The organism is Lactiplantibacillus modestisalitolerans (assembly GCF_005405425.1).
GTDB classification, from domain to species: domain Bacteria; phylum Bacillota; class Bacilli; order Lactobacillales; family Lactobacillaceae; genus Lactiplantibacillus; species Lactiplantibacillus modestisalitolerans.
Window position 1 is genome coordinate 70,378 of the sequence record NZ_BJEA01000007.1, and the last position, 25,620, is coordinate 95,997.

The window sequence follows — 25,620 nt, forward strand, 5'->3', positions numbered from 1 at the left end:
TAAAATAACGCGGGCAGTCCGCACATTACGAACGTAATGTTAGCGGATTGCCACACGTTATTTTTTCTGGTTAGGTTTTCCCTCACTTGTTAGCAGGTTTGGTGACGTAAATATTGGTAGTGATTCGTGAACGTCCGCGGCTGATTTGCGGGCAAGACAATGTCGCCAAAACCGCTATGATGAATCGCATCCGGTAAGGTCTGCAATTCAACGGCTAGCGCGTGGTATTCGCCTAGCTGATGCGGCAACTCGGGTTGCGGATTGGCGGTAAAGATTATTAGCCCGTTACGATCGGTGGAAAACGCCAGCGTATGCTGGCTCGACGCCAACCGCCCCGCCGGCATGCCCGGCGTATCTAAAACGTAACAGTCATCGTATTCCGTTTTGCCCACTTCATGCAGTAACGTCGTCAACTTCGTTTGTAACGCCACCGGTTGCTGAAAATCGTAAGCCGGCGACGGTACGTAGAAAACGCCGGTCGGAAGCTTTTCACGGTCCGTCCGCACAAGTTTGTGCGAGTTGATTTGCAACCGTTGCTGATTGACCAACGCCTGCGGACCAGCCAAATTAAAGTACACGTGACAGGTCGGGTTAAACAGCGTCGTCGCCGTTGACAACCCGGTGTAACTAATTTGAACTTCATCCGTGGCGGTTAAAGTGTACGTCACCGTAACGCGCAAATCACCAGGGAACCCATCTTCGGCAGCCAACAGCGTGGTCGTCAATGTCAGGGAATCACCGTTCGGCTCGTACTGGCCCTTAAAGTTGTGCGTTTGGAGACCGTGTTCACCCCCGTGCAACAGGTGGGACCCGTTGTTGGGCGTCAACTGATAATGCTGCCCGTTCAAGTCGAAGGCGGCGTTACGGATCCGCCCGGCGACCCGGCCAACGGTCTTGCCGACCATGTACGGCGTGGCAACGTACTCGGCTAGCGTGTCAAAGTGCGTCACCAGCGACTGGTACGCCCCGTTGACCAGCACTTGCAAATCGACCCAGGTCGCCGCGTAACTAAGCACTTTCAGCCGCGTGCCCCGCGCATTTTCAAGCGTATAGCACGTGACCGGCTCGCCTTGATAATCACCAAATTTCGTTGTCGTAATCACGACGCCACCCCCTTAATTTAGGGCTTGTTCAATGTTTGCTAACGTCAATTCACTCGTATCGTTAAAGTTAATCGCAGCCGCCCCCAAAATAGTCGGATCACCGATGCCAATTGAGAGCTCACCGGCTGCATTGATGGCTTCCACGCCAGCCTTAGCATCTTCGACGCCGATGCAGGCCGCTGGCGGCAAGTTGAGCAGTTCGGCACCGCGGGTAAAGATTTCTGGATCGGGCTTCCCGCGTTTTAACTTGGTTGGGTCGACCCGCTCCGAAAAGTAACCGGCTAGCCCAAGCTGTTCGAGCACGAGCGGCGAGTTCTTTGAGGCGGAGGCCAACGCCAACTGGTAATTGTGGGCGACGAGGTCGTCTAAAAACGCCTGGATACCTGGTAAGATTGCGCTTGCGTCCATGTTTTTCAACAGGGCCAAGTAGTTGGTGTTCTTCTTGGTCGCGTAGGCTTCCTTTTCAGCTGGCGTATAAGCGTCAGTCAGGTTGCCGGCCTTCAAGATCAATTCCAACGAATCCATCCGGCTGACCCCCTTCAAGTTATCGGCTAACTCAGCCGTCCAAGTCACGCCCAGTTCGTCGGCTAACTGGTGCCAAGCCTGCGCATGGTACACCGACGTATCGGCGATTACCCCGTCTAAATCAAAAATGAAACCCTTAATTGCATTAAAGTTCGTCATAACTGCACTCCCCGTTTATTTAGTCCGTGCTAACGTTTGCGTTTGACCGTTAACCACAACGTCGAGTGGCGCACCGTCGATCAATTCCAGATGCGTACCCTGAGCGTCAACCGTAACTTCAATCACCCGTCCACGGAATACTTGGCGGAAGGAATACTTCGTCCACTGCTTGGGTAAGAACGGCTTGTAGCTTAACGTGTCGTCCTTGACCCGCATACCGGCAAAGCCTTGAACCATGGCAATCCAGCCCCCGGTCATCGAGGTAATGTGTAAGCCGTCATCCGTATCGTTGTTGTAGTTATCCAAGTCTAAGCGGGCCGTCCGGTTGTAAAATTCAACCGCTTTGTCCTCGTACTTCAAGTCGGCGGCTAGGACCGCGTGAATCGCAGCCGACAGACTGGATTCGTGCACCGTCATTGGTTCATAGAAATCAAAGTTGTGCTTCAACTGTTCCGGCGTAAAGCGGTCGATGAAGTCGTACATGATTTGAAGAACGTCGCCCTGCTTGATGTATGGTGACCGCAGAATGTGATCCCATGACCAGTGTTGATTGATTGGTAATTGGTCCGCGGGAATGGCCGCAACCGGTTCCAAATCCTTATCCAAGTAACCGTCGTGTTGAACAAAAATATCCAAGTCCTTGTCATAAGGTAGGTACATCCGGCCGATAATATCTTGCCAGTGAGCCTTTTCAGCGTCACTAACGCCAAGTTGTTGCGCTTGTTCTGGCGAGACTTCCTTGAGCACTTCCAAGGTGTAGGCCAATGACCAGCGGGCTAAATAGTTGGTATTAAAGTTGTTATCAACGTTGTTTTCGTATTCGTCCGGCCCAGTGACCCCGTGAATCATGTACTGCCCGTTGCGCTTACTGAAGTGGACCCGGTCCGCCCAGAAACGTGAAATTTCAGTTAGCACCTTGCTACCTTCGTGTAAAACATAAGACTTATCGCCAGTATACCGGGTGTAATTGTAGATGGCAAAGGCAATATCGCCATTACGGTGAATTTCTTCAAAGGTAATTTCCCATTCGTTATGGCATTCGATCCCGTTGAAGGTCACCATCGGGAAGAGCGCACCCTTCAAGCCTTGTTGCTGGGCGTTAACGTAGGCGCCGTCCAGTTGCTTGTAACGGTACATCAATAGGTTACGCGTGACTTCCGGCTTGGTGATTCCGAGGTAGACCGGCACCGCGAAGGCTTCGGTATCCCAGTAGGTCGCACCACCGTATTTTTCACCGGTAAAGCCCTTCGGCCCAATGTTCAAGCGCGGATCATCACCGTAGTAGGTACTGAATAATTCAAATAAATTGAACCGCATTCCTTGTTGCGCAGCGGTATCGCCCTCGATCCGGATGTCCGACTGCCGCCAACGGTCCGCCCAAACTTGCGTGTGAGCCGCTAACAAATCAGCGTAGCTCTGACTGGCAGTTTGGTTGGTTAACCGCGCCATCGCCGTAATTAAGGCGGCGTCACCGTCATAGTCGCGTGACGTCACCACAACGACCCGTTTTTCGAAGGTCGCCGTTGCGCCGGCTGCCAAATCCCGTTCGAAATGGGCGGTGGTGGCCGCCGCTTGCTGGTCAACCGTGCCCGCGGTTAAGTCGGTCACGTAGCTGACCTGCATACCGGAAGTGAAGCGCGGCGTACCAAAATTATTGGGCATCGTTTCCGCAATCAGACTGTCCGCACTGACTTGGTGGACTTCCCAGAACTTCTCGTCATAGTTGGCGTCTTCATTCTTGACGTTGGCATCTAAGGCCGACGCTAACGCAATTTTGACGGGGGCGTCTGCGAGGTTTTTAAACGTAACCTTTTGTACGGATAATTCCTTTTGCGCCGCACTCAAGAACCGTTCAAACGTGACGGCGACCCGCAAATCATCTTCAGTCACTACGAACGAGCGGGTCAGCACCCCGCGTTGCATGTCTAAGTCCAACTTAAAGTCCGTGAAGCGCGTCTTCGCAAGGTCCAGCGATTTGCCGTTGAGTTGCACGTTAATCTTAATGAAATTAACGGCGTTGATCACCTTACCAAAATATTCTGGGTAGCCGTTTTTCCACCAGCCAACCCGGGTCTTGTCGGGATACCAAACTCCACCCAGATAAATCCCTGGCAAACTATCACCGGAGTAATCTTCTTCGAAGAAGCCCCGCATACCCATGTAGCCGTTCCCGAGACTCGTCATGGATTCCTGTAACCGCTTGTTTTCCGGCTTAAATTCAGTCGTGACAACGTGCCACGGTGTAATGTCAAAAATACGTTTCATGAATTCAACACACTCCTATGCTTTGTAAGTTTCTTTGATTGCGCCAACGGAGAAGGCCCCAATTGCCATCACGATTCCGGCAAATAATAACATGGTTGCTTGAGAACCGCCAAGTAATGGGAACAATGCGAAACTGAGTAAGGACGCTACGATTTGTGGTAAGCAGATTGAACCGTTAAACAGCCCTAAGTAAGTCCCCATGTGTTCACCAGATAAGGCGTTAGTCACCATCGTTAATGGGTAAGTGTTCATTGCGGCCCAGGCCATCCCAACGAGGACGAAGGAAACGACTAAGGCAGCTTGTGAATGGATAAAGAAGATTGATAAGAAGCCCGCGGCTCCGAGTAATAAACTAATTGAGTAACCCATTTTGTGGAATTTGTTAGGAACCTTAGCTAACACGTATGACCAAACAACGGCCGCAACGGATTGCACCGCGGATAAGATCCCGTACCAGTTCCCAGCGGCTTGGTAGCCAGTCGAACTAGCATCGGTTGTGTTCCAAACGTTGTCCGCAATCGCCCCCGTCGAGTAAGTCCACAAGTATTGGAAGGCCATCCAGCAGAAGAATTGGACTAACGTAACCATCCAAAATACTTTAGGCGCTTTCTTTAATAAGGCGAACCAGTTCCCACCAGTTTTGTTATCGCTTTCATCGATGCCATGATATTTGGCATAGGTCACGGGATCATACTCCCGAACCCGGCTAATCGTAATAATGGTTGAAACCACTAGAATGGCGGCACCAATGTAAAATGACCAGATCACGGAGTTTGGTACGACACCCTTCTTAGCGGTGTTAGCCACCCCAAGAAGCGTTAATAAGAATGGAAAAATAGCTGCAATCACGGCACCGGTATTCAGTAAGAAACTTTGAATCCCGTATGCATAACTCTTTTGATCATCATTAACCATGTCACCGACCATCATCTTGAACGGTTGCATGGCAACGTTCGACGATAAATCCAGAAACGCGACCGTCACGGCCCCAAAAATCAATGCGGCCATTGACGCGTACCCAAAGCCAAACGACCCGGAGTTCGGTAACAGAATCATCACGATAACCGCGACAATCGTCCCTAAAATCAGGTACGGTAACCGCCGCCCACCTAATTTCGGTGCCCAGGTCCGGTCGGATAAGCTACCCACGATTGGTTGCACGATCAAGCCGGCCAATGGTGGTAAGATGAAGAACCACCCGAGGTTGTTCGGGTCGGCCCCCAACGTTTGGAAAATCCGACTCATTTGGGAACTTTGCAACGTAAATGCCATTTGCACACCCAGGAAGCCGAGGCTCATCATCCAAATTTTATTGGACGAAAGGATTGGCAATCCTGATTTCTTTTTAGACTGATTATTTTTCACAATAAAGCCTCCCAGCAACGAACTAATTTTGTTTACAGGAACCATTGTAAAACCGTTTTCATTTTAATGCAAGCGGTTGCGTAAATTTGTGCAATAATTTTAATTAAGTTGCAGGCTCTGTGCATCACCGTTGCATATCAGGCCCTGTAAGGGGTTTCGGGCGCGGTTGGCGCGAATTTGTTCATAATTAATTCATTTTTAGTTCATAAAAAAATCAATTTTAGCAATGATCAATCAGCCCTGTAGCTAGCCACGCCGGTAACGCTCTCAACCCGCCAATTACTTTGTGCAGTGCACAACAAAAGCGCTGATGCAATTTCACACCAACGCTTTTGAACTTTCCCCTGCGTCCGCGGGGCCCCCGGTTCTTACAAAAATAGCAAGCTAAAAATAAACATAATGCCGATTACTGCAATCGTGCCGGCCACGAGCAATATGACAAGGCTCGACAAAATTTCAAGCAATTGCATTAGAAACTCAATAAATTCCAAATCCCTTACTCCCCCTACCATTAGTGTGTACCGGTAAAATTTAATTTGGCCGGTACACCACCCCCGCATGGGCGGGGAACACGCCTTAAGCTGTTGAACAATTCTAATGTAATCGGGATCACCCCCGCATACGCGGGGAATACTACCGGTGTGCTAATCGCGTTTAATTCTTTCGCCACAACTTCCAGATTTACAATAAGCATGAACAAAAAATAGAAGCACCACGTTTAATACCGGTAAATTCATCGCTGTCTGAGCATGGGTCAGCCCTGAAGCCAATTTATGAGTATTTGGAAATAGACTTCAGATCTGAATCAATTTCAAGAACTCCCACCTAAACAATTCGTTGGCTGAATCAAGGTGTGGCTTCTAGGCATGTGGCAACTGTCCCATATCACGACTATGAAAGTGACGTGAAGCGGTATGCTCACGAACTTTCTAATTACTTCAGTTCTTTCCGCCGGGCATCAATCAGTGCCGTTAGTTCATCTAAATCCGGTAGCGTTGCCCGCTTGCGGATAAAACCACGCGCAGCTGATCGCGCTTGAATATGCGCGCGCTTTTCTGGATTTTTAGCATCCCATTTAGCTCGGGCCCGAGCCATCTGTTCTGTGTGCGTTCCTTTATCAACCATAGTATCTCCCCCTTAATTAAATATACTTAATAATCTATAAATCAACTTGAACAGATGAATAAGCTCATAGCCAAGCCAAATCAACATCAAACCTATTAGTGTGCGTAAACCTATGATTTTGATTTTTTCTTTAAACATAATTCTCCTTCAGGATTACTCCCGCATATATGGAAAGCATCATAATCCGAATCCGATTAACTCTATATACACAATAAAAATATTAACTGTATCGTGAGCATTACATCCGGATCTACGCCTTATTGAATCAACATTGGTACTAATTAAAATTGTCCTTACGTATATTGAAGAAAGCATCTGCTTTATGCTTCTCCCAATATTCAACCAATTTTTCCGCTGTTTCTAACTTTATTCCACCAACTTTTCTACTGCCAGTTCGAAGCCTTGTAATTAACGGCTGCGAAACACCAGATTTCTTACCAATACTATAGGCTGTGAGTGTACTATCAAGTAAATCTTGAACCTTCTCACTGGTTTTCTTTACCATTTTTTCTCCTTACGATTAACTAGAATAAATAAATCGTCCCTGCATATACGGGGAATACTTTTGAAGAAGGGTGAAGCGTAGACGCCATTTTTGGACGAACCCCGCATATGTGGGGAATACTCCATGACTGACAGCCTCGACATCACGGTTGAAGGCTCATCCCCCGCATGCGCGGGGAATACTGTTTTGTGTCCTAGAAGATACTGAATTTTTTGAGGATCACTCCCGCACACGCGGGGAATACCTTTGCGCAATTTTTTTCAACTTTTTCCATCAGGATCACCCCCGCATACGCGGGGAATACTTCCAAGCGGGGACAGCGATGGCATGATTAACGGGATCACCCCCGCATACGCGGGGAATACAAGACGCGAACAACTACAAGGACTTGCAAGCGAGGATCACCCCCGCATACGCGGGGAATACGCGCCTTTCTTAGTCGCTTGCTCACGACAGTTGGGATCACCCCCGCATACGCGGGGAATACAAGACTTTACGGCCCTTATTGTCCTTTTACCCAGGATCACCCCCGCATACGCGGGGAATACCCAGTGCAGGCTGGCCGTACAAAATGACCCCGGGGATCACCCCCGCATACGCGGGGAATACTTTACAACGCCCGAAATTACTCCCTTAATTCCGGGATCACCCCCGCATACGCGGGGAATACTGCCACCATTCAGCAGTTGCCCAGCGGCGTTTAGGATCACCCCCGCATACGCGGGGAATACCAACCATCACACTATACAACGCAATATAACACGGGATCACCCCCGCATACGCGGGGAATACTTGCAGACCAGTGGCTAGGCCGGTCGATGACAAGGATCACCCCCGCATACGCGGGGAATACGGCAATGCTGAAAGACCTAGACGGTCAGTTCGAGGATCACCCCCGCATACGCGGGGAATACGAAAGTGTGAGTGTTGTAGTCGAGTTCGAGACAGGATCACCCCCGCATACGCGGGGAATACACTAAAGAAATCCCGGTAAATCAACGTTCTTAAATTCGGAAATCACCGTTTTTTATAAGGTGGTCCGCCAACTGCCACGTTGCCTGCGCATCCGCCAACGCATTATGTGGCCGTTGATTCTTAATTCCATACTTTTTCAAAACTGTTGCTAACCGGTAATTATCCAGAAAAAGTTCGACGCGTTGAACAATTGGCTGTAAATCCACCATCTTATTTGTTAAGCTGGCTAACCCATTTTGCTGGCACGCCTGTCTCAAGAAATTCTCATCAAACCCGAAATGATATCCTACAATTGGGTAGTCACCAACAAAGGTCTGGAGCTGTTCTAACGCTACTTTCAAGTCCAGGCCCCGTTCTCTTAACTGTTCAGTTGTAATCCCAGTTAAATCGGTTATGGACTGTGGTACCACCCGCGCCGGTTTGATGAACCGTTCGAACGTTGCTATCTCACCCGTTAGCGTGCGTTTGACCGCCCCAATCGCAATAATTTGGTCCTTAAGAAGGTTTAATCCCGTCGTCTCCAAATCTAACGTGACGACCGGACTTTCAGTCGGTGGCACTTGCTTATTTAGATTGCGGTTAGCCATAATTTTTGCCCGCCGGAACTTAGCTGCGTTACTAAAGCCGGGTTGGGGCGTCCCCGGTGCTACCTTAAGGTGAGTCATCAGTGGGATGCCATCGTAATCCGTGACCTGATAATCGCGGCGCGTCGTTCGAAATTCATAGCCCAACTCCCCTTTGGCACTGTATACCATGGTGGCTTCGCCGCGGCCAATGCTAGTGATAATTCGCTCCCACAAGTAATCGCGAATCCGGGCGTTCAGGTGACCAACGTAGACGCCCGTTTGAATTTCTTGACACCATTTCGTTAAATCACCCCGAAGCGCGGGCGGCACTTTAGTTAGTGTAATGACGATCATTGTGGTTGTTCCTCGCGTTCGCGGTACTGAACACCAAATTTCTGTAAGCCCATTTGATCATCCCACAACTGCATAACGGTCGCTTCAGGGACGTCTTCAGGCGCTCCCAAAAGTGTTTTTAAATCGGCAACCATTTTGGCAAGTAGCTTTGTTTCCACAAATTTATCACGCATCGCCAACCGTGTTTGACTGGTAATATCAGGATCATTCGGAGCATTCTTAGTAACCTCAAACGCGACTGGAATCGAGACACTGGCTTTATATAAATCTGCAAAATCGTAAACAAACGATAAATCGTGTCCAGTGTGAACAAAACCCAGCCCAGGTGAAACACCTAGTGCGCAAATCACCGCGTGACTCAGACCATATAAGGCTTGATGCGCTGCCGTTAAAGCCCGATTGATTTGATCACTAGCTTCAAAATCATCCGGATTATACATCCGCCGACTCCAGGGCACCCCGGTCTCACGCGCTAACTGCTGATAAACGCGGCGGACCCGGGCGCCCTCTTTACCACGCAACTCTTGCATGGAATATCGCGAAACATCTTCGCCAGGAAAGCGCATCTGGTACATTTGGCGGGCCACGCTAATTCGTTTCTTCTGGTTAGAAACTAGTGCGGCTTGGGCTTCCAACAGTCTGGACGAATGACTAAGCGGCCGGCCATAAGCATACTGCCGGACACCTTGTTCGCCCACCCAAATCACGCCTAGGCCCGATTGCCCAATCAATTCCATCGCCCGGTGGGTCACATCAACACCAGGGCCAAGCATTAAAACCGCTAGCATGGCCGATGGTACGTAAACAATTCCCCGTTGATCAACCACTTGAATCGCACTGTCCTGCCGATTAATCTTGGCATGTTCTATATAAATAAACGTAATCCGGTCCCGCATCCGTCCCAGCTCAGCCCACTTCGGTTTCTGAGCGCCAATCTGCTTTTGAACCATAATTTTAGTTTTCTGGTAAAACGGTCATTAAACCCATACCGTAGGCTTTTTCCCGACCAATCCCATTGGTTAAAATGGTCTTAAACACGTCCAAATCAGTAATACGTAATTGACCTTCAAACGTCACTCGACTTAATCGCAACGCCCGACTCTTTTTCTTACGTAAAATTGGCCATTCGCGTTCAATTACGCTAAACGCCTTTCTTAACTCATTTTTCTCAAAAACGCTAGCCGGTTGCTCCAGCAATTCAAAGCCGGCCCTTTCCGCGCGATCAACTAACCACTTGCTCTGTTGCGCAACCGTGATGTGCGGTACAATGCGCCCCTGCCGCTGATCTGGGTGATCATAAATCGTATGCGTCGGGTTAGCGGTTAACCGAAATCGCAATATTTGCCCCTGCTGTAACTGGTCAATAAACTCATCATATGATTTCGTTGCGGCCGTTCCCGGTACACCATAAGTTTCTAACGCTTTTAAATCAGGTTTTTCGGGACTTAAAACGAGTAAGTAGCGTTTAGCGCCTAACTGATCAATTCGCCATAAGTGCCGTTGGCGTTCCCCCGTCGCAACTTCCTTCGGAAAACTCTGCTCTACCCAATTATGATAAGCACCAAGGTGGGTAAGAGTTTGCGTTTTATGGCGATTTTGAGTGTCAACTTCAACTCTTGATAAATACATTTCCGTCCCCCCTCCTATTAAATTCCACTAAAGTAATCGACCGTGTGGGCCGGATTGGACAGCTCAACCGTAGTGGTACTCATCGCCCGAAAACCATATTGGCGATGACGCTGGTCAAATGAAACCATCCGGTCCTTAACCATCGTGCTGGCTTGGCCTGCTAATAGATCCGCATCAGCCATAATGGTGAGCGCAATCGTTGTACGTTGACGTCGTTGATACCAAGCCGCCGCCTGCCATTTTAAATGGGTCAAAACATCAACCGGCTGACCATCATGGATCAAAGCTTGTAACGGCCCGGCTGGCGTATTTGCCCGCCGACCTAAAAATAATTGGAACCGCGGGTGCGTTAACGCGTTCTGGAGCCGCTCAAGCAGCTGCTCGTCCTCGCTACCAAGTGCCACAACAAAGCGCGCATCTTGTAAATAATCGCGGTAAGTCACTTTTCGCGTAGCGGTTTTCCACTCCACGACGTGATAGTCAGTTAACGACACCCCGGCTTGGTCAATTCGCACCGCAAATTGAAGGGCGTTTAATGTCTGAATGCGTTCATCTCGGCGCCGATAGCCTAGGGCCGCGGCTAGTAGGCCGATAATGGCACTTTTCGACGGATAAGTAGTCGTCGTCCGCCGTTCAAAGGTGGCCTCGTTCCCATACGATTGTAAGGGCGCGGTTAAGTTAAACGTTAGTGTTTTCATCCTGCACCGCCTTTGTTAACGCTTCGGTGATTGTCGCTAATAGTTCTGGGAGCGTCTTTGCTTGTTGACCGATTGTCGTTTCGCGTTGACTCAGTACAACGTTTAACAGTGGTTGCTCAACTAATTCTTGATCAGCAATCGCTTGATAAGCCGCTTCCAAACGCTGTTCAGACGGCTTAACGAACCCTTGCCGGGACGTAACCGGCTCTTCAAATGCGGACACCAGGTTAACCGGGGTATCTGGACGAAGGGTGACCATGATATAACTCGGCAACGTTTTATTCGCAAACGTGTTTTGCTTCCCACTCGGCATCGATAATAAGAAGGCCTTGATGAACTCAACCGTTCCCTTAACCGCATCCTCAGCATCTAAATTGTGGGCAAGTTCGCGTAAGTTAACGTTAGCGTAGCGGTACAACGTTGACGAGTTATATTCAATCGTCCCTAACATCGCGGCGCCATTTTGGTCCTTTTCCTTTTCATCGTCCATTGCCGTGTAATAGTCAAATTCTGGCACCACTTCGTGAGTCGAGAGTGCGTGGGCCACTTGCGTAGACGCGTCCACGTTTAGTTCGGGATTGTCCGCCACCATTCGACCAAATAATGCTAAGTCAATTGAGTTAGCCCCCTTCATGATGGCCTTAATGTCCTTTACGGCCTCTTTATCCGCTAAAGTATCGTGATCAACGGCGTATTGAGCTAGTTTTTCAATTTGGCCCGGACTAACCATCAGGAGGGCTCCGGTTTCATACCGTACGGGGGCATCCGGATTTTCTTTATCCTTGACTTCACTCATCTTAATTTTGGTCGCCTTGAACAACGCTTGAACTTTGGTCAACACTTCATCTGCAGATAAAGTTGGTGCCAGCTCGCTGATTTTTGCTACTAGTAATTGAGGAACTTTCTTAGTTCGTTTCCCAATCAGCGTATGCTGTTCATCAAAAACTTTCCGAACGGCCCGCTTCCAACTTTGTGAAGAAACCCGGGCCCGGCTAACGCCGCCGTAAAGTGCCGTCTTAGGCGCCCCCGCATCATCGCGGTTTAAATTTGAAGATGGCACGGTTTGTAAAACGTTGATATCTACATATAAATTAGTCATTAGTTGTTCTCCCCTTTTGATTGTTTATTCTTATTAACGTAAAAATACTGTTGACCCCAGCGCAACCGCACCCGGTTAGCTTGGGTATAGCCAAGTTGAATTTGATAAAAGTCCTGGGCTAACTGGGCATAATCCACCCGTGCATCCCCCACCCGTGACTTCAACATACCAATGAGATGACTAACGGCATCAATGATGGCCGCAATATTCGTCAAGGTTAAAATTGACTGGACTCGCCGGTCTAAAGCGACTTGATAAGCAGGATCCAGCCGCATTCCAGCTAACACATCAAACAACGGCTTACCCGCGGGTAACGCCTGGTCAGCGTCCGCTAACTGGCCCTTGTAGCGTGGGCTTGGTCCATAAACGCAACGTTCGGTACTCTGCTGGTGCAACGCGTACAGCCGGACCGCAGCATAAATCGCCGTTTCTTCCTTGGTCGGTTGCCCGGAATGGCTTAGCATCCTGGATGGCATACTAGCCATCATCACTGGCCAAACGACTTGGGCTCGTGGACTGGTCATGGCACTGGCAGTTCGAACGCCCGCTAAAACGCCCTTATTAATATGGCCACCATTGTACAATTTCAAAATAATTTGCTTCGTACTACTTGCAATTTCAGCTTTCATCTTGCTTGATCCCCTCCTCTTGTAACTTTAAATCCCGCTTAACTTTCCCTTGGAACATGCTCATTAATGTAAAAATATTTTCTAGTCCATATTCGCCCACAACGCCACTAATATCTCGTGGCGAGCTGTGATTCATGACATCCTTAGCGGCTGCCAAAGCAATCTGTCGGGCTGTTAATTTCCAATCAAGCACACTTTGATCCCGATCCGCGGTTGCTGTCAGGCTGACTAACCAATCTTTAAAGGGCTCGTTTAACCGACCATAAAACTGATCACTAAGTTTGGCCGCAAACGGCTTTGGATCCATTCTACGCAGAGTTCCAACGGACATTGCAAAACTATAAAAATCGGTTCCAATCTTCTGGGTCATCGTTATGACTTTGTCAATATAGACTGGCCAATAATCGTCCGTATGCGCATCGAAAATTACACCGGCCATAATTTGAATATCATCATGATACTCAATCATTGGTAAATTGGCGGGCGCTCCACCGCCTACAAAAGTGACGGATGCTAGTGATAATCGCCGGGAAGCTGCTAAGATTTTGCGACTTTTCAGCAAATTGAGCCACCAAACTAGGCCCGGTTGCCGCAAATCGTCGCCCGCGGTTGGCGTAATTCCAACATAGCTTCCAAAGTTTCGCCACATCGCTCGTGACATTGTAAATGAACTGCGGGTCGCCGGTATGTCATCTTCGGTTTTCTTGTCACGGCGCCAAATGGTCATTGGCTCAATAAACACGTTATCGGACTCAAATCCAGGTAACGCAGCGCTAAAAATCGTTGGCTGCTGTTGCTCATCCCATTCAATGTGTAGTAGCCGTGCCCAATTAGTATATAAATCAGCCACGTTATCCGGGCGCCGTTGCATCTCGCGGCGATCAACGTACGCTTGCATATCATCACATTCCCAAACGGGATGTTGTGGCGCATACTTATGCTTTTCATTAATCAGTACTAAATTCAGCATCAACGTTTCAAACACCGTTTGCCCGTCAGCGTAAACCGAATTCAACTTATATAGCCAGCCCATTGAAGACGAAAATTTATCCGCCGTTTCAACTTTCGTTTTATCCGTCGTACCAGCAAAGTTTTGGTAAGTAATAAGCCAACGTGCTAATTCAGCCAAAGTTAGTTGATTCTTTTCCATGTCGGCTCGAGAAGCAAAAATTGCGGGGGTGTTATTACTTTCCGAAACCCGCCGATTCAGTTGCTTAATCGCGACGGTCCCCTTACCGAGCGCGACGCGTTTGTTTTCGGCAACGACGGCATCATAATCTTCAGTGGTGACTTGATAAAACGGATGGGCACCAAAAAGGTCAAACCGATCAGCAAACTGGTGCAAGTACTGCACCACGTTAGCTGAAAAGTGGCCCATCTTAAAAACTTGTTCCCAGGTCTTCAACAACGCGTCTTCATAAGCCTCCGGATCAACGTCAAGTTTTCGCTGGTGGACCGGGTCTTTGTCAATTCCCCGGTACGGCTGACCATTGCCGTCATAGCGCGAATAGACCGTGGTTAGAATAGCTAGTAAAACACGCATGACCGCAAGATCCTGAGTTCGCATATCGCCGGCTAACTGGCGATAATCTTGAGCGTGTTCAAATAATTCAATTAACGAAACCGTTCTAGGCGCGTTCGTATGACACTCAGTAACCTTAATCCACGGATCGGTCGTTAAGTTAAACGTTGGTTTCTCCATGCAATCACTCCTCCTTTTGATAACTAAGTCCACGGGTCGTTGAATAGCTTAATTGCCAGCCAAGTAACGTTACCGTATTTGATTCGTCCAGCACTAACGCCAAACTCCCCCGAAGCCACGGTTTACCAGCCCAATCTGGGAAAGTTTGCGCGGTTTGGCGTTCGAGTGCTTTGATTGCGCGATCAATCGCATTTTTAGGATACCGCGTAATCGCCGCTGGAATGCGGATTACTTGTTGCGCAACCTCCATTGCACGCACCGCGGCTACTGGGCGTCCATCAAGTAATTGAATAACACCCGTATTTGATTGACGTAACAGGACCACTTCCAGGCTTTCTTGAATATCGCGGACAGCCGCATTAGCGCGAATACTATCAGCTTCGGCACTTTGATGGGCGCGTTTTAGCCAGCCGTGCAAGGTTGCGTAACGGCCAGTTTGCGGCGCTTGAATTTGAAACGCCTCCGCTCGATCTTCCTGCTCATTTTGCCGGCGTTTAAACTCGCGATACGGCGCTTTAATCCCCGGCACCTGTTGATCGGTGCGTTGATCGTAAACTTTCTGAACTAATGGTGAAATCGCCGTTGGCAACGTGAGCGTGTCTGGTAAGAAATAATCCGTTTTACGTAGCAGGTAGTTACCATAGACCGCCTCATTCGCATCACCATAATCTCCCGCCCCGTTAACGCCTAACAAGACAAGTTGTGGTTGTTCAAGTCCTACCGGTCGCTTAAGCACATGGCGGTGTAAACGGCCAACCCGTTGTAGCACTAAGTCGATTGGTGCAATATCGGTATACATAATGTCAAAGTCAACATCTAGTGACTGTTCCAGTACCTGCGTACCAATAACGATGAGTCGTTCTGGGCGTTGACCGTGTTTTCCAATCAGTCGTTGCAGTTCAGCTTCCTGAACAACCCGATCAGGCGCCAAAAAGGCAGAATGTAATACCATTAATTGAATATCACTGACTTGCGCGACAAGCTCTGCGAGGCCCTGAGCCCGTTTCACGGTATTGACGATAATTCCGGCAACGCCACCCAATTTTATCCTGTCTAGTACATTTTGAACTAGGGCCTGATCATCACCACTAAAACGTTGAACTGCCACCGTTTGTGTAAGTTGACCACCGTTTCCCGTATTATCAGTCACCTGCTTAAGTTCACATCCGTCCACTAAACTCAAAAGCGGATAGGCCGTAACTTCCTGCCAGTTTGCTGGCGCAACTAACTGATCCCGATAATCATAGCCGTACTTTCCCCTTAAGTACTTCTTAATCAGTTCATTACGTTTTTCCTTGGGGAGCGTTGCCGATAAAATGACGACGGGAACGTGGTAAGCTCCCAACCAAATTAACGCTTCTTCCAGATAAGAAGTCATATAGGTATCATAAGCATGGACCTCATCAATAATGACGACCTTACCGCTAAACCCGAAGTGTCGCAGAAAGAGATGTTTTTGCTTCAGCCCCATCAGCAGTAAATTATCAATTGTCCCGACCGAAAAAGGGGTTAAAACGGATTTTTTACCGGTAAACCAGCTGTTTAAAGCAACTGAACCGCCATCCACCCAGTCATGATCACGCGGATTATCTTCCTCGTCAAACGCATTTACGTTACTGGACTGGACCAATTCCTGATATAATGGGTTATAAACTTTTTTGCCGTGCAATTCATCTTCTTGAAGCCGTAACCGCTCATCAACGGCAATTTTTGAAAGCCACTGATTAAAGCGGGTAAACATTGCATCCGTGGTTGCTTGTGTCGGCAAACCCATGAAGACGCCATTTCGACCAGTGGCGTGAGCCAGTTGTTCAGCAGCAACTAAGGCAACTTCCGTTTTACCGCTACCCATCCCGGCTTCAATGATAATCAGGCCGGGATCAGTAGCTTGGCCAATACTAGTCGTCATGCTTTGCTGAAATTCACGCGCGTGGAATCCCCAACGCGCATGGTATGGGTCTTCATCTAGCGCGACTTGTGCGGGATGCCAGCTATCCGTCGTTTTCCAGTTCAAGATGGCACTTTGTAAGCGGGCATCCGTATCAAGTTCAGCCGGTTCACCTAACCGGACAAGTGGAAATAACGGTTTGCGCTTAGCACTGTCTAAATATTCTGTGGACGCCAACCAATCAGCCATGATGAGCAGCCCTTCCAGAATAACGGCTTGGGGTTGCGTTATGGTCGGAATTTCGGCAACGCTTTGATAACCAGCCACCTCGAGCGCTTGGTTAAAAAGTGCTTCTTGCACAATTTTCCAAGGGCGCTGGACTTCGGCGCATTTGGTAGACTGATAATAATTCTCCTGAAACGGCGCCTGGCTGGTTTCTGGCGACGCATCAATCGTACGCCCGTGATGGGCGCCGATAATTGACGCCACTGAATCTGGGACCTCATGCCAATCTAGAATAGTTTCACCAGCAATCGGATGCGGTGACTCGCTCATAAAAACCGGAGCTTTTAGCTCTTTGAAGCCGGCCACTGTTAATTGCGCCATTAGTGTACTATCCAGGTCATCATCGTGGTTCCGCGACCGCTTCGCCTGAAAAGCGGGGGTTGCCTTTCCAATATCATGTACAAAGCCGATAAACTTGATAAGCTTCTGAGCCCCTGCTGGTGATAGTGACTCTTCAAGTCGTAATTTAACACCCTCACCGACCCAACCGGTGTATAACCAATTAATGACGTTAGCCGTATCTGTCAAATGAACAATTAACGGTAGCCAAAATTTCCCTTCTTCCCCCGAAGTTTTTTTAGCCCACAACGCGTTTACTAGTGCTGTGGTTTGCATTGTCGACGTCAAATCGATATCCCTCCTTTTGACAATTTTGATAACATTCTAATTCAATTAACTTCCTTCTTAACTTGAAATAAGCATAGCATCTTAAATCCTTTAAAGCAACTATAACATTATTAATTTTTAAAGACTACTAAATTAGTAGTCTAATCACCCCTACATCCATAGGGAACACAAGCATTGCTTCGCAATCAAAGCAACTATAACTGGATCACCCTCACGTCCATGAGGAACAAATTGTTACTGTAGTATTATAGCGCGAGTTGGGGAGTTCGGCATCTATCTTGTTAAACTTAATTATTCTAGACACTTAGTAAAAAAACATCATGTATCCCTTGCCTCAACCGATTGCATGTATAGGTTAGAGAAAGGAAAACTATGATGTCCTATTTTAAAAATAAAGATTTCAACCTGACTATTTAAAAGTGAACATTGCATTTCACCATTATCTACTGTTATTTCTTATTTACCAACCGTTTTATTTAACAATTTAGCAAAAGACAGCACGTCATTTACAGCTGCCCCTAACTTAAATTGCTGATCAGAACTTAACTGATTATAATCCGTATCATAATCACTAATATTGTTGTTCATTTCTACTAATTCATTACTTGCTGTACTAGTATTTTTTTCTAACATTTTTATTTCATTAATTGTTCCTTGCAGGATTTTTATTTGGGCTTGTATCTTTTCTGTAGCTTCATTAGCCTGATGTGCAATTTTTTTATTTTTACCATTAGCTATTAATCCGCCAGCACCAAGGCCAATTCCCGCCAGCGTCCAACCAACAGGACCCGCTAAGGCCAAGAAACCGCTTCCGGCGGCCATACCACCGCCACCTGCAGCTGCCGCACCACCGCCTAGCCACGCCAAGGCAGCATTAGTGGCTGCAGCACCACTTAGTGCAGAAATAGCTGTTCCAGTAGAAGCAGTCCCAAACGTCGTTGCAATAGCCATAGCAGCGCTAGGTCCCAAAGCAGCCACCCCCGCACCTGCAACAACGGTAGCTCCAGCTGTTGTACCTGCTTTAACATTTTTTTGCTCGTTAGCCACTCGCGCCTCCTGCACCAGTCCGTCATATCGCTCATATGTAACTTTCACTTGCTTTAGAGTTAATTTCAACTTTTCAGGTTTATTTCTAAACGCATTTATTCGAACCCACATTTCTTCAATACGTTCTTTCAAAATCTCACGTGTCTTAAAAAGGCTGGTAGATGCATGTACTGCCTGCGTTGAAGTTTTCTTAAACTGCTCATTTTTTCTATTCATTCTGGCAATTGCTTCTTTTTTTGCACCACTATTAAACATATTTACATTACCTCACTTTTAATTGTTAAAAAAGTTGTCTATATCTTTTTTATTTTTTAAGCTATTATGAACATTATTTAATTGAGCAAATTGAATGCTGTAAGAAAATAGCTCATCTCCGACTTGATCAAAATTTGTTGCTAATGCTTCTAATTCTCCGTAACGCCGATATTCCTTTTGCATCGATAAAAGAATCTGTTCATACTTATTGTTAATACTTTTAATTTTATTTTGAAACATCTGTTCAACATCTTCGGTGCTGTACTTAAAATTAAATTGTATAGCGTCCCACGATTCGCTAATACCTTTCACTTCTAACATAAACTCATCAGAAGCAAACATACGCTTAATTGCTGCAACTAAGCCACCCCAATCTAGTTCTCTAAGTGCCGAAACAACATGACCTGTACTTGCCTTAATAGCTGCAACAATTAAATCTTCTGAAGCAGAGACAGCATTTGCAATCGCAATAACCTTTTTACATTTTGCATCAATAAATTCAATATCTTTATCAGTATCACGATAAATTAAAAATTTATACAAAATACTTGAAATCACATTAATCAACTCTGCCAAACCATATTGGGCAAATAAATCTGCAAACCAAACAAAATCAAAATGATTAGATATCAGCCACTTATCAATATCCCGGCTGTTCACCGATCCAATACTAGGCAACATCGACATTCCAGGAATCGTAAGCCCTTGCTTTGTATTTATATCCGATGCTAGATGCAGCAAATGTTTAATAATTGCTGCAGCTAATATTGTCTTATCTTTCTTAATTACTGCAATAGAATTATAAACAGCCTGCGAAAAACTACTTGGCCGACTAATTTCGTAACCAGTAGCGGGGTTATGAGTATTGAATGGCGAAGTATACGACGTCCCCATCTTCAACGATGTATTGTAGGTGATTGTATTACTAAGAAGGTTGATTGGCCCAACAACAAGCCCTATTAATGGATCATGTGCCAATGTCGTATATCGATGGTTCATTCCACTAACCCCTGTTTTCTCCCAATATGCTGACGATCGTCTGATAGCGTCATATGAAGTCGGACCTAGTACCCATAAAGGAAGTTGCTTATTGACAGATATATTTTCTAAAAAAGAATTATTTCCCCACATCGTTACACTTTTATGAGTTAATGGGTCGCCTCCATTAATCGTTTTTTCTATCTTTTCATTATGTTTAATTTTTTTTGCAGCTTCTTGATCCGTATCTCGTGCTCGATTAAGGATTTTAGATTTATTAATATATTGTCGGGCCACCTGAAGACCAGCAATTAATAAAATAAAAATATAATCATTTTTATTTAACTCCATGGATTGAGATTCATTGATTCCCTTTACCATATGCTGCACCTGATTTTCATATGGTACTGTAATTTTACGTTCCATTTATCCCCACCCCAAACACTCATTTCATGTGCTTTGTATACTGCACTAATTAATTAAAATAACTATGCCTAATTTCCAGTTTAATCATTATACGAACTCAACAAACTATTTATATCAGAAGCTACGAAAGCGCTATCTAATAATTAAATTATATCCCAAATATAATACAGTGTCTCAAAATTCATTACCCTTAACCCACATTTTTCATTTTCAAACATACATGACGCTTATTTCCGGTGTAATCAATGAAATTTATGGCGATTGACACTAAATCTCAAACAAAAAATATAGCATTCATATCTTATAAGGATATAAAGCAGTATGTATATCCTTGTATGTATCTAACTGATAAACATCAAGGTGTAAATCCTATCCAATCACTACATCTTCTATTCCTATCCAATTCAAAAAGGCATCAAGAATTCAAATCAAATTCCTGACACCCTCTCGTTCACTATTATTTATAATTTTCTTCCAACCACGTCGCAACCATCCGCGGCATCCGCTTCATCTCCGCGTCCGTCACCGCCAAGCCCTTACCAATCTTAGCGTTACGCGCATTTTGGCGAATTACTGGTATGCTCAATCCTAAACCGCTACTGCCACTAGTCGTGAACGGATAAATCGTTTTCCCTTTAAAGTCCGGGTAATGTTCCAAAAAGGTATTAATCGCCATCGGGTTCTTATCCCACCAAATGGGATATCCCAGAAAAATCGTCTGGTAGCGTGCTAATTTTGGCAACTGGCCCTTTAACCGGGGACGTGCGTCGGCATCTTGCTCCGACTGCGCTACGTCCAGCATTTTTTGATAGCTTTGGGGATACGTTTTCTGTGTTTTAAGCTGGTATAAGTCCCCGCCGACGTGGCGGTGCAGTTCTTCAGCCACTTGCTTGGTGTGGCCCGTCCGCGACATGTACACGACTAAAATGCGCCCAGACGCTTTTCGCTTACGGCTAATTGACGTGACCGTTCGCGAATTGGCCGGTTCCTTGGGTTCAGGTTGCCGCATCGTCAGTAAGGCCACCACAAACGCAACCAGTAGGAAGCCTAACCCAACTAAAAGTATGCCCAACTTCTTCATTGCCCCACTCCAATCCTAATTATCAGTAAATTACCATGGCTGGTTCGTTGGTCCCACCGTAAATTCACTTACATTCGTATCTTCTGGTTGATCAATCGCGAACGCGACCACGTTCGCCACCCGACTTGGACTAATTTGATAATGTTCATAAGTCGATTGCATAGCTTGCGCTGCTTCGGGATCCGTAATCGTGCTCAGTAACTCGGTGCGAATTGCCGCTGGATAAATCGTCGCGGTTCGAATATTGCTACCTTCTTGGGCGGATTCCATCCGCAATACTTCCATCAAATCGCGCACCACGTGCTTAGTTGCCCCGTAAGCGCTGGCAAGACCGCTGGGCGCAGTCAGATACCGGACGCCATTGAGCGCAAAAAAAAGGCTGTGACCTAAGTCACAGTCTCTTGTGGGTTGCCTCATGTTAATAGCCAAAAGTCAGCCGGCTTTTGGAACACTCTCTTTTAATCGCACCCTTTAACTAGTTTTGGCCATGCCCCGTTTACCAAACAGCCGTAACCGCACCCCGACCAAAAACGGGACTAACGTTACCAGCACGGCTAAGCTGAATTTCCACAGGATCCCATCCGTCGCCTGATTCGTTAGCCATTGATGAAAGAACTGATAAAAATAATAAGGTGGTAGCAGTTCCTGAATCTTCGTAATACCCACCGTAAACGCCCCCGCTGAAAACAACGAAAATGGCACGATCATTAATCCAAACAAGAACATCAACGGGGTCGAGCCCACGTCCACCGTGGTTGGACTGAAACTAATCCCAAACCAGAAGCCAATTACGCTGAAATATAACCCCAAGGCGGATAGCCATAGTAGCGCACACCAGTAACTCAAATTAATTGGGAGCGTCTGAAGCGCAATTCCCAATACCGTAATTGCCATAATAATTAGTAAATTTAAGCAAGCTTGAATAATCAGCTGGCTCAACATGTAGCGCCAGATTGAATAGTGTGATAACCGCGCCTGTGCAAGGTAAAACTGGCGGCCGGCCGAAATCCGTTTACTAAACGTCACGATTGAATTCCCAATAATCCCCATCAAACTGGCAATCAAAAACGCAATCAGTGGGTCCATCAAGTTCGGATTGACCACACTCGGTAATACGTACCAAGCTGCTGGAAAGATAATCGTGAAAAAGAAGAACCGTTTATTGCGTAAAACTTGTTTTAGTTGAATCCACGTAATCATTTTACTGCCACCCCTTCTAATTGATCCTGTCGGTACCACTGCTCAATCGTTTGATTGTTAGCATGAATCGTCTTCACCAGAGCATCGCGCGCAATTTGCCCGTCCCGCAAAAGGAGCACCCGCGTAAAGAACTTATCAATTTGATTAAAATCGTGGGTAACCACCAGGGTCGCCCCGTGCATTTGCTCGAGCAAGCGCCAAAATAAGTCGATTGATTCCAAGTCCATGCCCACCGTGGGTTCATCTAAAATCAAGAGCTTTGACGGCCGTAAAACGCTCAATAATAGCGCTAAACGCCGTTTTTGTCCGCCCGACAAACTGGCAACGTACGCCTGCCGGCAATCAAATAGCCGAAACCGTTTGAGAAGTGCTTCCCACCTTTTTGAAAGGTCAACCCGCTTCATAGCGGCGGCTAAGCGAACTTGCTCAACGACTTTTAAGGTTGGAATCAAGACGTTTTCTTGAGCCATCACGTCCAAATCATCACGGTGGGAAAAGTTCGCGTGAACCGCCCCCGTATCGGCAATTATTTCCCCGGAAATAATCTTTACTAACGTTGATTTACCGGCGCCGTTACTTCCCAGGAGTGCAATCCGGTCATTACGATGAATAGCTAAATCAATCCCCGTCAGCACGGGCTGGTCGAACCGCTTGCAGACTTGTTGCAACTTTAAAATCACTTCTTGCTGGTCAGCCACCCCCAAAAGTAGCTGATCAAGCGTAATCCCCAGTAATTGAGTCAGCAAAATCACCTTATCTAAGCTAGGTTCCGATAACCCGCCCTCCCATTTGGAGAGTGCCTGGCGTGAAACGTAGAGCTTAGCGGCCAGTTCGGCCTGTGATAACTGATGTTCCGTTCGAAACTTCTGTAACTGCTGTGGCAATGAATTATTCCCCATCAATAACCATACCTTTCTTTGGATGCTTTAAAACTACCAACAACGATGGCAAAACACAAGCCTTCCCGAGATACCGGTGGTTGCGGACCTTGCTACTTTTAGTTGCGCCCAGGTTTACAACCATTCTGTTGCCAGCAATGTCCACTTATCCACCTAACTCGTACCAGTAATAACTTATCCACAGTTAACACGACTTTCCCTAAAATAATTACGCTTAACTTACCGAAAGCCGCTAAACTCCCAAAAGTGACTTGTTTTCTGTGGACAACTAGCAGGCGCAACCTAATTTGCTCCGTTCTATCCACTTATCAACAGTCAACACAAAACCGCCAATCAACTTCTACGCTGATTGGCGGTTTTGTCCCCTATTCGCTTGTTACACCCGTTATTGTATCAAATTCAATTCAATTGGGTCCCCGTCCCCCGACGGCCAAACCCAGTACTCACTATGGGCATCCCCCGAGCGGACGTCCAAATTATACTTACCCGGGAAGAAGCCGCTAGCTAGTTCCTGCTTCGTAAGTCGCTTGTTGTCGGCATCCTCCAGCTTAACCGAAGCCGCCCCGTCGTTACCCGTAAAATCGTTAATTTCAATCGGTGAACGGCGGGTCGTTAAGTAGTAACTGGTGAATACGCCCAACACTTTTTTACTCTCAACGTTGAAGTCGTACTTCGCCTTCGTGCCCGCGACCCGCTGGCCGTCTACAATGATCCGGCCAACTTCACTGAGCGAATCACGTGAGTGGTTGTGGATATCTTTAACCACGCTCTTAGCACCGATGTCACTGTACGCCATGTCCTGTTCCGCGTCGGAAAATTGCTTCAAGAACAAGTCGCCGTCTTCTTTTTGAACGGCCTTCGTAACGTTAGCCGCGAGTTGGTCTTGCGACACGATCAAGCGGTTCTTAACGAACCAGCCACCCACTAACACGGCTAAAACCACTAAAATCACGGGCAGCGTAAGCGTATTATGCCCCTTGGAAGCCGGTTGCGCAGGAATGCGCGGGGTCGGTTGGCCCTGCGGCTGCTGCCCCGCAACGTGGGTCGCAGTTGGCTGAACCGCCCCATTAACTGTCGTTTGGTTCGAAGCCGCGGCCTGACTTTGAGCATTCCCCGCCACTGATTGGTTAGTCGTGGTGCCACTACTTGGTATCGCCGGACCATTTGACGTTGAATGATGACTTGGCGCGGTTTGATGATCTGCCGGCACATCCTTATTAGCCGCTGACTCGTCATTGGTCGTCACATCACTATGCAGCGTGGCCCGCGTTACGGCCGTGCTTCCCGCATCCGCGTCGCCCGTCGGCACCTGACTCGTCGGCGTTGCCACCGCTTGTCCACAGTTGGGGCAAAACTTCGCGCCCGCCTTCAATACTTGTCCACAATTAGTACAATGCTTCATATCCTGCGTCCCCCTTTAATTTAATCTGGATTAGTTGAGGATTGCGTCTACGCGCAACTTATCCCCAAATTATTCAAAATCCTGTGAATTCAACGTCACTTGGTTATCCACGTGGTAACCGTTGGCGATAAGCTGGTGCTCGAACCAGGTATCAAACATCAAGCCGTACCAAATCGGGGCCACAATAGCGAAAAGGACCCCCACGGTTCCCCCAAGAATAATCGCGACCACGATTTCAGCAATCCACATCACCAAAGCAATTATCAACGTCTTTTTCATAAACCCCCGCGTCTTATATCGCTGTGTTGCCAGCACGTAAATCCAGTTGAACAGAAAGGCCATCCAATTAAACGATCCCTTGACCTGCTTGGCCACTAGCTGGCCATTAACTTCCTTAACCAACGTTTCATCCTGCTTAACGCGGTTATTAAAATCGAACCAATCCGAAGTATCCATGTGCACATTCCTCCAAAAATTATTGCTGATTCTTAATCACTTTGATAACCCAGCGCTGTGAGTAACCATATTTATTCGCTAAGTTATAGCTATTGTGCCCGTCGTACTGCTTGAGCACGTGCTGTGCGGCTAAGTTGCGGTCGTACAGGTGAATTGGGATGGTTAGTTGCATGCCCTTATACTGATCAAAAATTTTCAGCATACTTTCCACCCCAATTAACTCACTAATACCGCGATAAAACGGATGCAACGCCGCAACATCAATCTGTTCTTTCATCTTCATTTACCCCTTTCATCACACCCCTAATTAAAAATTAATTGAAACGCAACCCCGTCATATCGTTACTAATTATAATTAATTCGTTTATATTGCCACA

The 25,620-nt window shown here is 47.0% G+C and carries 22 protein-coding genes, 1 pseudogene and 1 CRISPR repeat array; all 23 genes and pseudogenes read right to left on the reverse strand.

What is annotated here, in order from left to right:
- Positions 1-89: 89 nt before the first annotated feature.
- Complete coding sequence (locus FFM79_RS04400; protein ID WP_137642257.1) at positions 90-1,103, reverse strand: aldose epimerase family protein; 1,014 nt, start codon at positions 1,101-1,103, stop codon at positions 90-92.
- A gap of 12 nt (positions 1,104-1,115) precedes the next feature.
- Positions 1,116-1,787, reverse strand: coding sequence for a beta-phosphoglucomutase (gene pgmB / locus FFM79_RS04405; RefSeq protein ID WP_137642258.1), 672 nt, complete (start codon positions 1,785-1,787; stop codon positions 1,116-1,118).
- A gap of 15 nt (positions 1,788-1,802) precedes the next feature.
- Positions 1,803-4,052: a glycoside hydrolase family 65 protein gene (locus FFM79_RS04410; RefSeq protein WP_137642259.1), complete on the reverse strand. Its 2,250-nt coding sequence runs from the start codon at positions 4,050-4,052 to the stop codon at positions 1,803-1,805.
- Positions 4,053-4,067: 15 nt separating this feature from the next.
- Positions 4,068-5,354, reverse strand: coding sequence for an SLC45 family MFS transporter (locus FFM79_RS04415; RefSeq protein WP_137642331.1), 1,287 nt, complete (start codon positions 5,352-5,354; stop codon positions 4,068-4,070).
- Between the two features lie 996 nt (positions 5,355-6,350).
- Positions 6,351-6,542 carry a hypothetical protein gene (locus FFM79_RS04420; RefSeq protein ID WP_137642260.1) on the reverse strand — a complete coding sequence of 64 codons (192 nt, stop codon included), beginning with the start codon at positions 6,540-6,542 and terminating at the stop codon, positions 6,351-6,353.
- Between the two features lie 277 nt (positions 6,543-6,819).
- Positions 6,820-7,047: an XRE family transcriptional regulator gene (locus FFM79_RS04425; RefSeq protein WP_137642261.1), complete on the reverse strand. Its 228-nt coding sequence runs from the start codon at positions 7,045-7,047 to the stop codon at positions 6,820-6,822.
- A gap of 216 nt (positions 7,048-7,263) precedes the next feature.
- Positions 7,264-8,022: direct repeats of the CRISPR family, unit length 28 nt; unit sequence GGATCACCCCCGCATACGCGGGGAATAC.
- A gap of 29 nt (positions 8,023-8,051) precedes the next feature.
- A complete protein-coding gene (cas2e, locus tag FFM79_RS04430) occupies positions 8,052-8,942 on the reverse strand; it encodes a type I-E CRISPR-associated endoribonuclease Cas2e (RefSeq protein WP_137642262.1) in 891 nt (296 codons plus the stop codon).
- Positions 8,939-9,892, reverse strand: coding sequence for a type I-E CRISPR-associated endonuclease Cas1e (gene cas1e / locus FFM79_RS04435; RefSeq protein WP_137642263.1), 954 nt, complete (start codon positions 9,890-9,892; stop codon positions 8,939-8,941). Before cas1e ends, cas2e begins: the two co-directional genes overlap by 4 nt.
- A 4-nt stretch (positions 9,893-9,896) precedes the next feature.
- Positions 9,897-10,571 carry a type I-E CRISPR-associated protein Cas6/Cse3/CasE gene (gene cas6e / locus FFM79_RS04440; RefSeq protein WP_137642264.1) on the reverse strand — a complete coding sequence of 225 codons (675 nt, stop codon included), beginning with the start codon at positions 10,569-10,571 and terminating at the stop codon, positions 9,897-9,899.
- 17 nt (positions 10,572-10,588) lie between these two features.
- On the reverse strand, positions 10,589-11,269 hold the full coding sequence (cas5e, locus tag FFM79_RS04445) for a type I-E CRISPR-associated protein Cas5/CasD (RefSeq protein WP_137642265.1): 681 nt from the start codon (positions 11,267-11,269) through the stop codon (positions 10,589-10,591).
- Positions 11,250-12,368, reverse strand: a complete 1,119-nt coding sequence (cas7e, locus tag FFM79_RS04450) for a type I-E CRISPR-associated protein Cas7/Cse4/CasC (RefSeq protein ID WP_137642266.1) — start codon at positions 12,366-12,368, stop codon at positions 11,250-11,252. Before cas7e ends, cas5e begins: the two co-directional genes overlap by 20 nt.
- The gene (gene casB / locus FFM79_RS04455; RefSeq protein WP_137642267.1) at positions 12,368-12,997 is read right to left on the reverse strand and encodes a type I-E CRISPR-associated protein Cse2/CasB; all 630 of its coding nucleotides are present in this window, start codon (positions 12,995-12,997) and stop codon (positions 12,368-12,370) included. The genes cas7e and casB overlap by 1 nt, the downstream gene beginning before the upstream one ends.
- The gene (locus FFM79_RS04460; RefSeq protein WP_137642268.1) at positions 12,987-14,699 is read right to left on the reverse strand and encodes a type I-E CRISPR-associated protein Cse1/CasA; all 1,713 of its coding nucleotides are present in this window, start codon (positions 14,697-14,699) and stop codon (positions 12,987-12,989) included. Before FFM79_RS04460 ends, casB begins: the two co-directional genes overlap by 11 nt.
- A 4-nt stretch (positions 14,700-14,703) precedes the next feature.
- Positions 14,704-17,499: a CRISPR-associated helicase Cas3' gene (cas3, locus tag FFM79_RS04465; RefSeq protein ID WP_371852202.1), complete on the reverse strand. Its 2,796-nt coding sequence runs from the start codon at positions 17,497-17,499 to the stop codon at positions 14,704-14,706.
- A gap of 456 nt (positions 17,500-17,955) precedes the next feature.
- A complete protein-coding gene (locus tag FFM79_RS04470; protein ID WP_137642269.1) occupies positions 17,956-18,801 on the reverse strand; it encodes a DNA polymerase III subunit gamma/tau in 846 nt (281 codons plus the stop codon).
- 18 nt (positions 18,802-18,819) lie between these two features.
- A complete protein-coding gene (locus FFM79_RS04475) occupies positions 18,820-20,205 on the reverse strand; it encodes a hypothetical protein (RefSeq protein ID WP_137642270.1) in 1,386 nt (461 codons plus the stop codon).
- Positions 20,206-20,662: 457 nt separating this feature from the next.
- The gene (locus FFM79_RS04480; protein ID WP_137642271.1) at positions 20,663-21,286 is read right to left on the reverse strand and encodes a flavodoxin; all 624 of its coding nucleotides are present in this window, start codon (positions 21,284-21,286) and stop codon (positions 20,663-20,665) included.
- A 30-nt stretch (positions 21,287-21,316) separates the two neighbouring features.
- Positions 21,317-21,613, reverse strand: a pseudogene (locus FFM79_RS04485) (SDR family oxidoreductase); the annotation flags it as partial.
- A 144-nt stretch (positions 21,614-21,757) separates the two neighbouring features.
- Positions 21,758-22,486 (reverse strand): ABC transporter permease, encoded by a 729-nt coding sequence (locus tag FFM79_RS04490; RefSeq protein WP_137642272.1) that lies wholly within the window; start codon positions 22,484-22,486, stop codon positions 21,758-21,760.
- Complete coding sequence (locus FFM79_RS04495) at positions 22,483-23,385, reverse strand: XRE family transcriptional regulator (protein WP_137642273.1); 903 nt, start codon at positions 23,383-23,385, stop codon at positions 22,483-22,485. The genes FFM79_RS04490 and FFM79_RS04495 overlap by 4 nt, the downstream gene beginning before the upstream one ends.
- Before the next feature lie 385 nt (positions 23,386-23,770).
- On the reverse strand, positions 23,771-24,787 hold the full coding sequence (locus FFM79_RS04500) for a zinc-ribbon domain-containing protein (protein WP_137642274.1): 1,017 nt from the start codon (positions 24,785-24,787) through the stop codon (positions 23,771-23,773).
- Between the two features lie 69 nt (positions 24,788-24,856).
- Entirely contained in the window at positions 24,857-25,243 is a 387-nt protein-coding gene (locus tag FFM79_RS04505) for a hypothetical protein (RefSeq protein ID WP_137642275.1), read from the reverse strand.
- Positions 25,244-25,262: 19 nt separating this feature from the next.
- Complete coding sequence (locus FFM79_RS04510) at positions 25,263-25,520, reverse strand: Mor transcription activator family protein (protein ID WP_137642276.1); 258 nt, start codon at positions 25,518-25,520, stop codon at positions 25,263-25,265.
- Between the last annotated feature and the right edge of the window lie 100 nt (positions 25,521-25,620).

Coding starts and splice junctions, on each gene's coding strand:
- FFM79_RS04505 (WP_137642275.1), bottom strand. CDS start 25,243: ATGGATACTTCGGATTGGTTCGATTTTAATAACCGCGTTAAGCAGGAT.
- pgmB (WP_137642258.1), bottom strand. CDS start 1,787: ATGACGAACTTTAATGCAATTAAGGGTTTCATTTTTGATTTAGACGGG.
- cas2e (WP_137642262.1), bottom strand. CDS start 8,942: ATGATCGTCATTACACTAACTAAAGTGCCGCCCGCGCTTCGGGGTGAT.
- FFM79_RS04420 (WP_137642260.1), bottom strand. CDS start 6,542: ATGGTTGATAAAGGAACGCACACAGAACAGATGGCTCGGGCCCGAGCT.
- cas1e (WP_137642263.1), bottom strand. CDS start 9,892: ATGGTTCAAAAGCAGATTGGCGCTCAGAAACCGAAGTGGGCTGAGCTG.
- FFM79_RS04490 (WP_137642272.1), bottom strand. CDS start 22,486: ATGATTACGTGGATTCAACTAAAACAAGTTTTACGCAATAAACGGTTC.
- FFM79_RS04475 (WP_137642270.1), bottom strand. CDS start 20,205: ATGGAACGTAAAATTACAGTACCATATGAAAATCAGGTGCAGCATATG.
- FFM79_RS04425 (WP_137642261.1), bottom strand. CDS start 7,047: ATGGTAAAGAAAACCAGTGAGAAGGTTCAAGATTTACTTGATAGTACA.
- FFM79_RS04415 (WP_137642331.1), bottom strand. CDS start 5,354: ATGATGAGCCTCGGCTTCCTGGGTGTGCAAATGGCATTTACGTTGCAA.
- FFM79_RS04470 (WP_137642269.1), bottom strand. CDS start 18,801: ATGTTTAATAGTGGTGCAAAAAAAGAAGCAATTGCCAGAATGAATAGA.
- FFM79_RS04500 (WP_137642274.1), bottom strand. CDS start 24,787: ATGAAGCATTGTACTAATTGTGGACAAGTATTGAAGGCGGGCGCGAAG.
- FFM79_RS04460 (WP_137642268.1), bottom strand. CDS start 14,699: ATGGAGAAACCAACGTTTAACTTAACGACCGATCCGTGGATTAAGGTT.
- FFM79_RS04510 (WP_137642276.1), bottom strand. CDS start 25,520: ATGAAAGAACAGATTGATGTTGCGGCGTTGCATCCGTTTTATCGCGGT.
- FFM79_RS04495 (WP_137642273.1), bottom strand. CDS start 23,385: ATGGGGAATAATTCATTGCCACAGCAGTTACAGAAGTTTCGAACGGAA.
- FFM79_RS04410 (WP_137642259.1), bottom strand. CDS start 4,052: ATGAAACGTATTTTTGACATTACACCGTGGCACGTTGTCACGACTGAA.
- cas5e (WP_137642265.1), bottom strand. CDS start 11,269: ATGAAAACACTAACGTTTAACTTAACCGCGCCCTTACAATCGTATGGG.
- casB (WP_137642267.1), bottom strand. CDS start 12,997: ATGAAAGCTGAAATTGCAAGTAGTACGAAGCAAATTATTTTGAAATTG.
- cas6e (WP_137642264.1), bottom strand. CDS start 10,571: ATGTATTTATCAAGAGTTGAAGTTGACACTCAAAATCGCCATAAAACG.
- FFM79_RS04480 (WP_137642271.1), bottom strand. CDS start 21,286: ATGAAGAAGTTGGGCATACTTTTAGTTGGGTTAGGCTTCCTACTGGTT.
- cas7e (WP_137642266.1), bottom strand. CDS start 12,368: ATGACTAATTTATATGTAGATATCAACGTTTTACAAACCGTGCCATCT.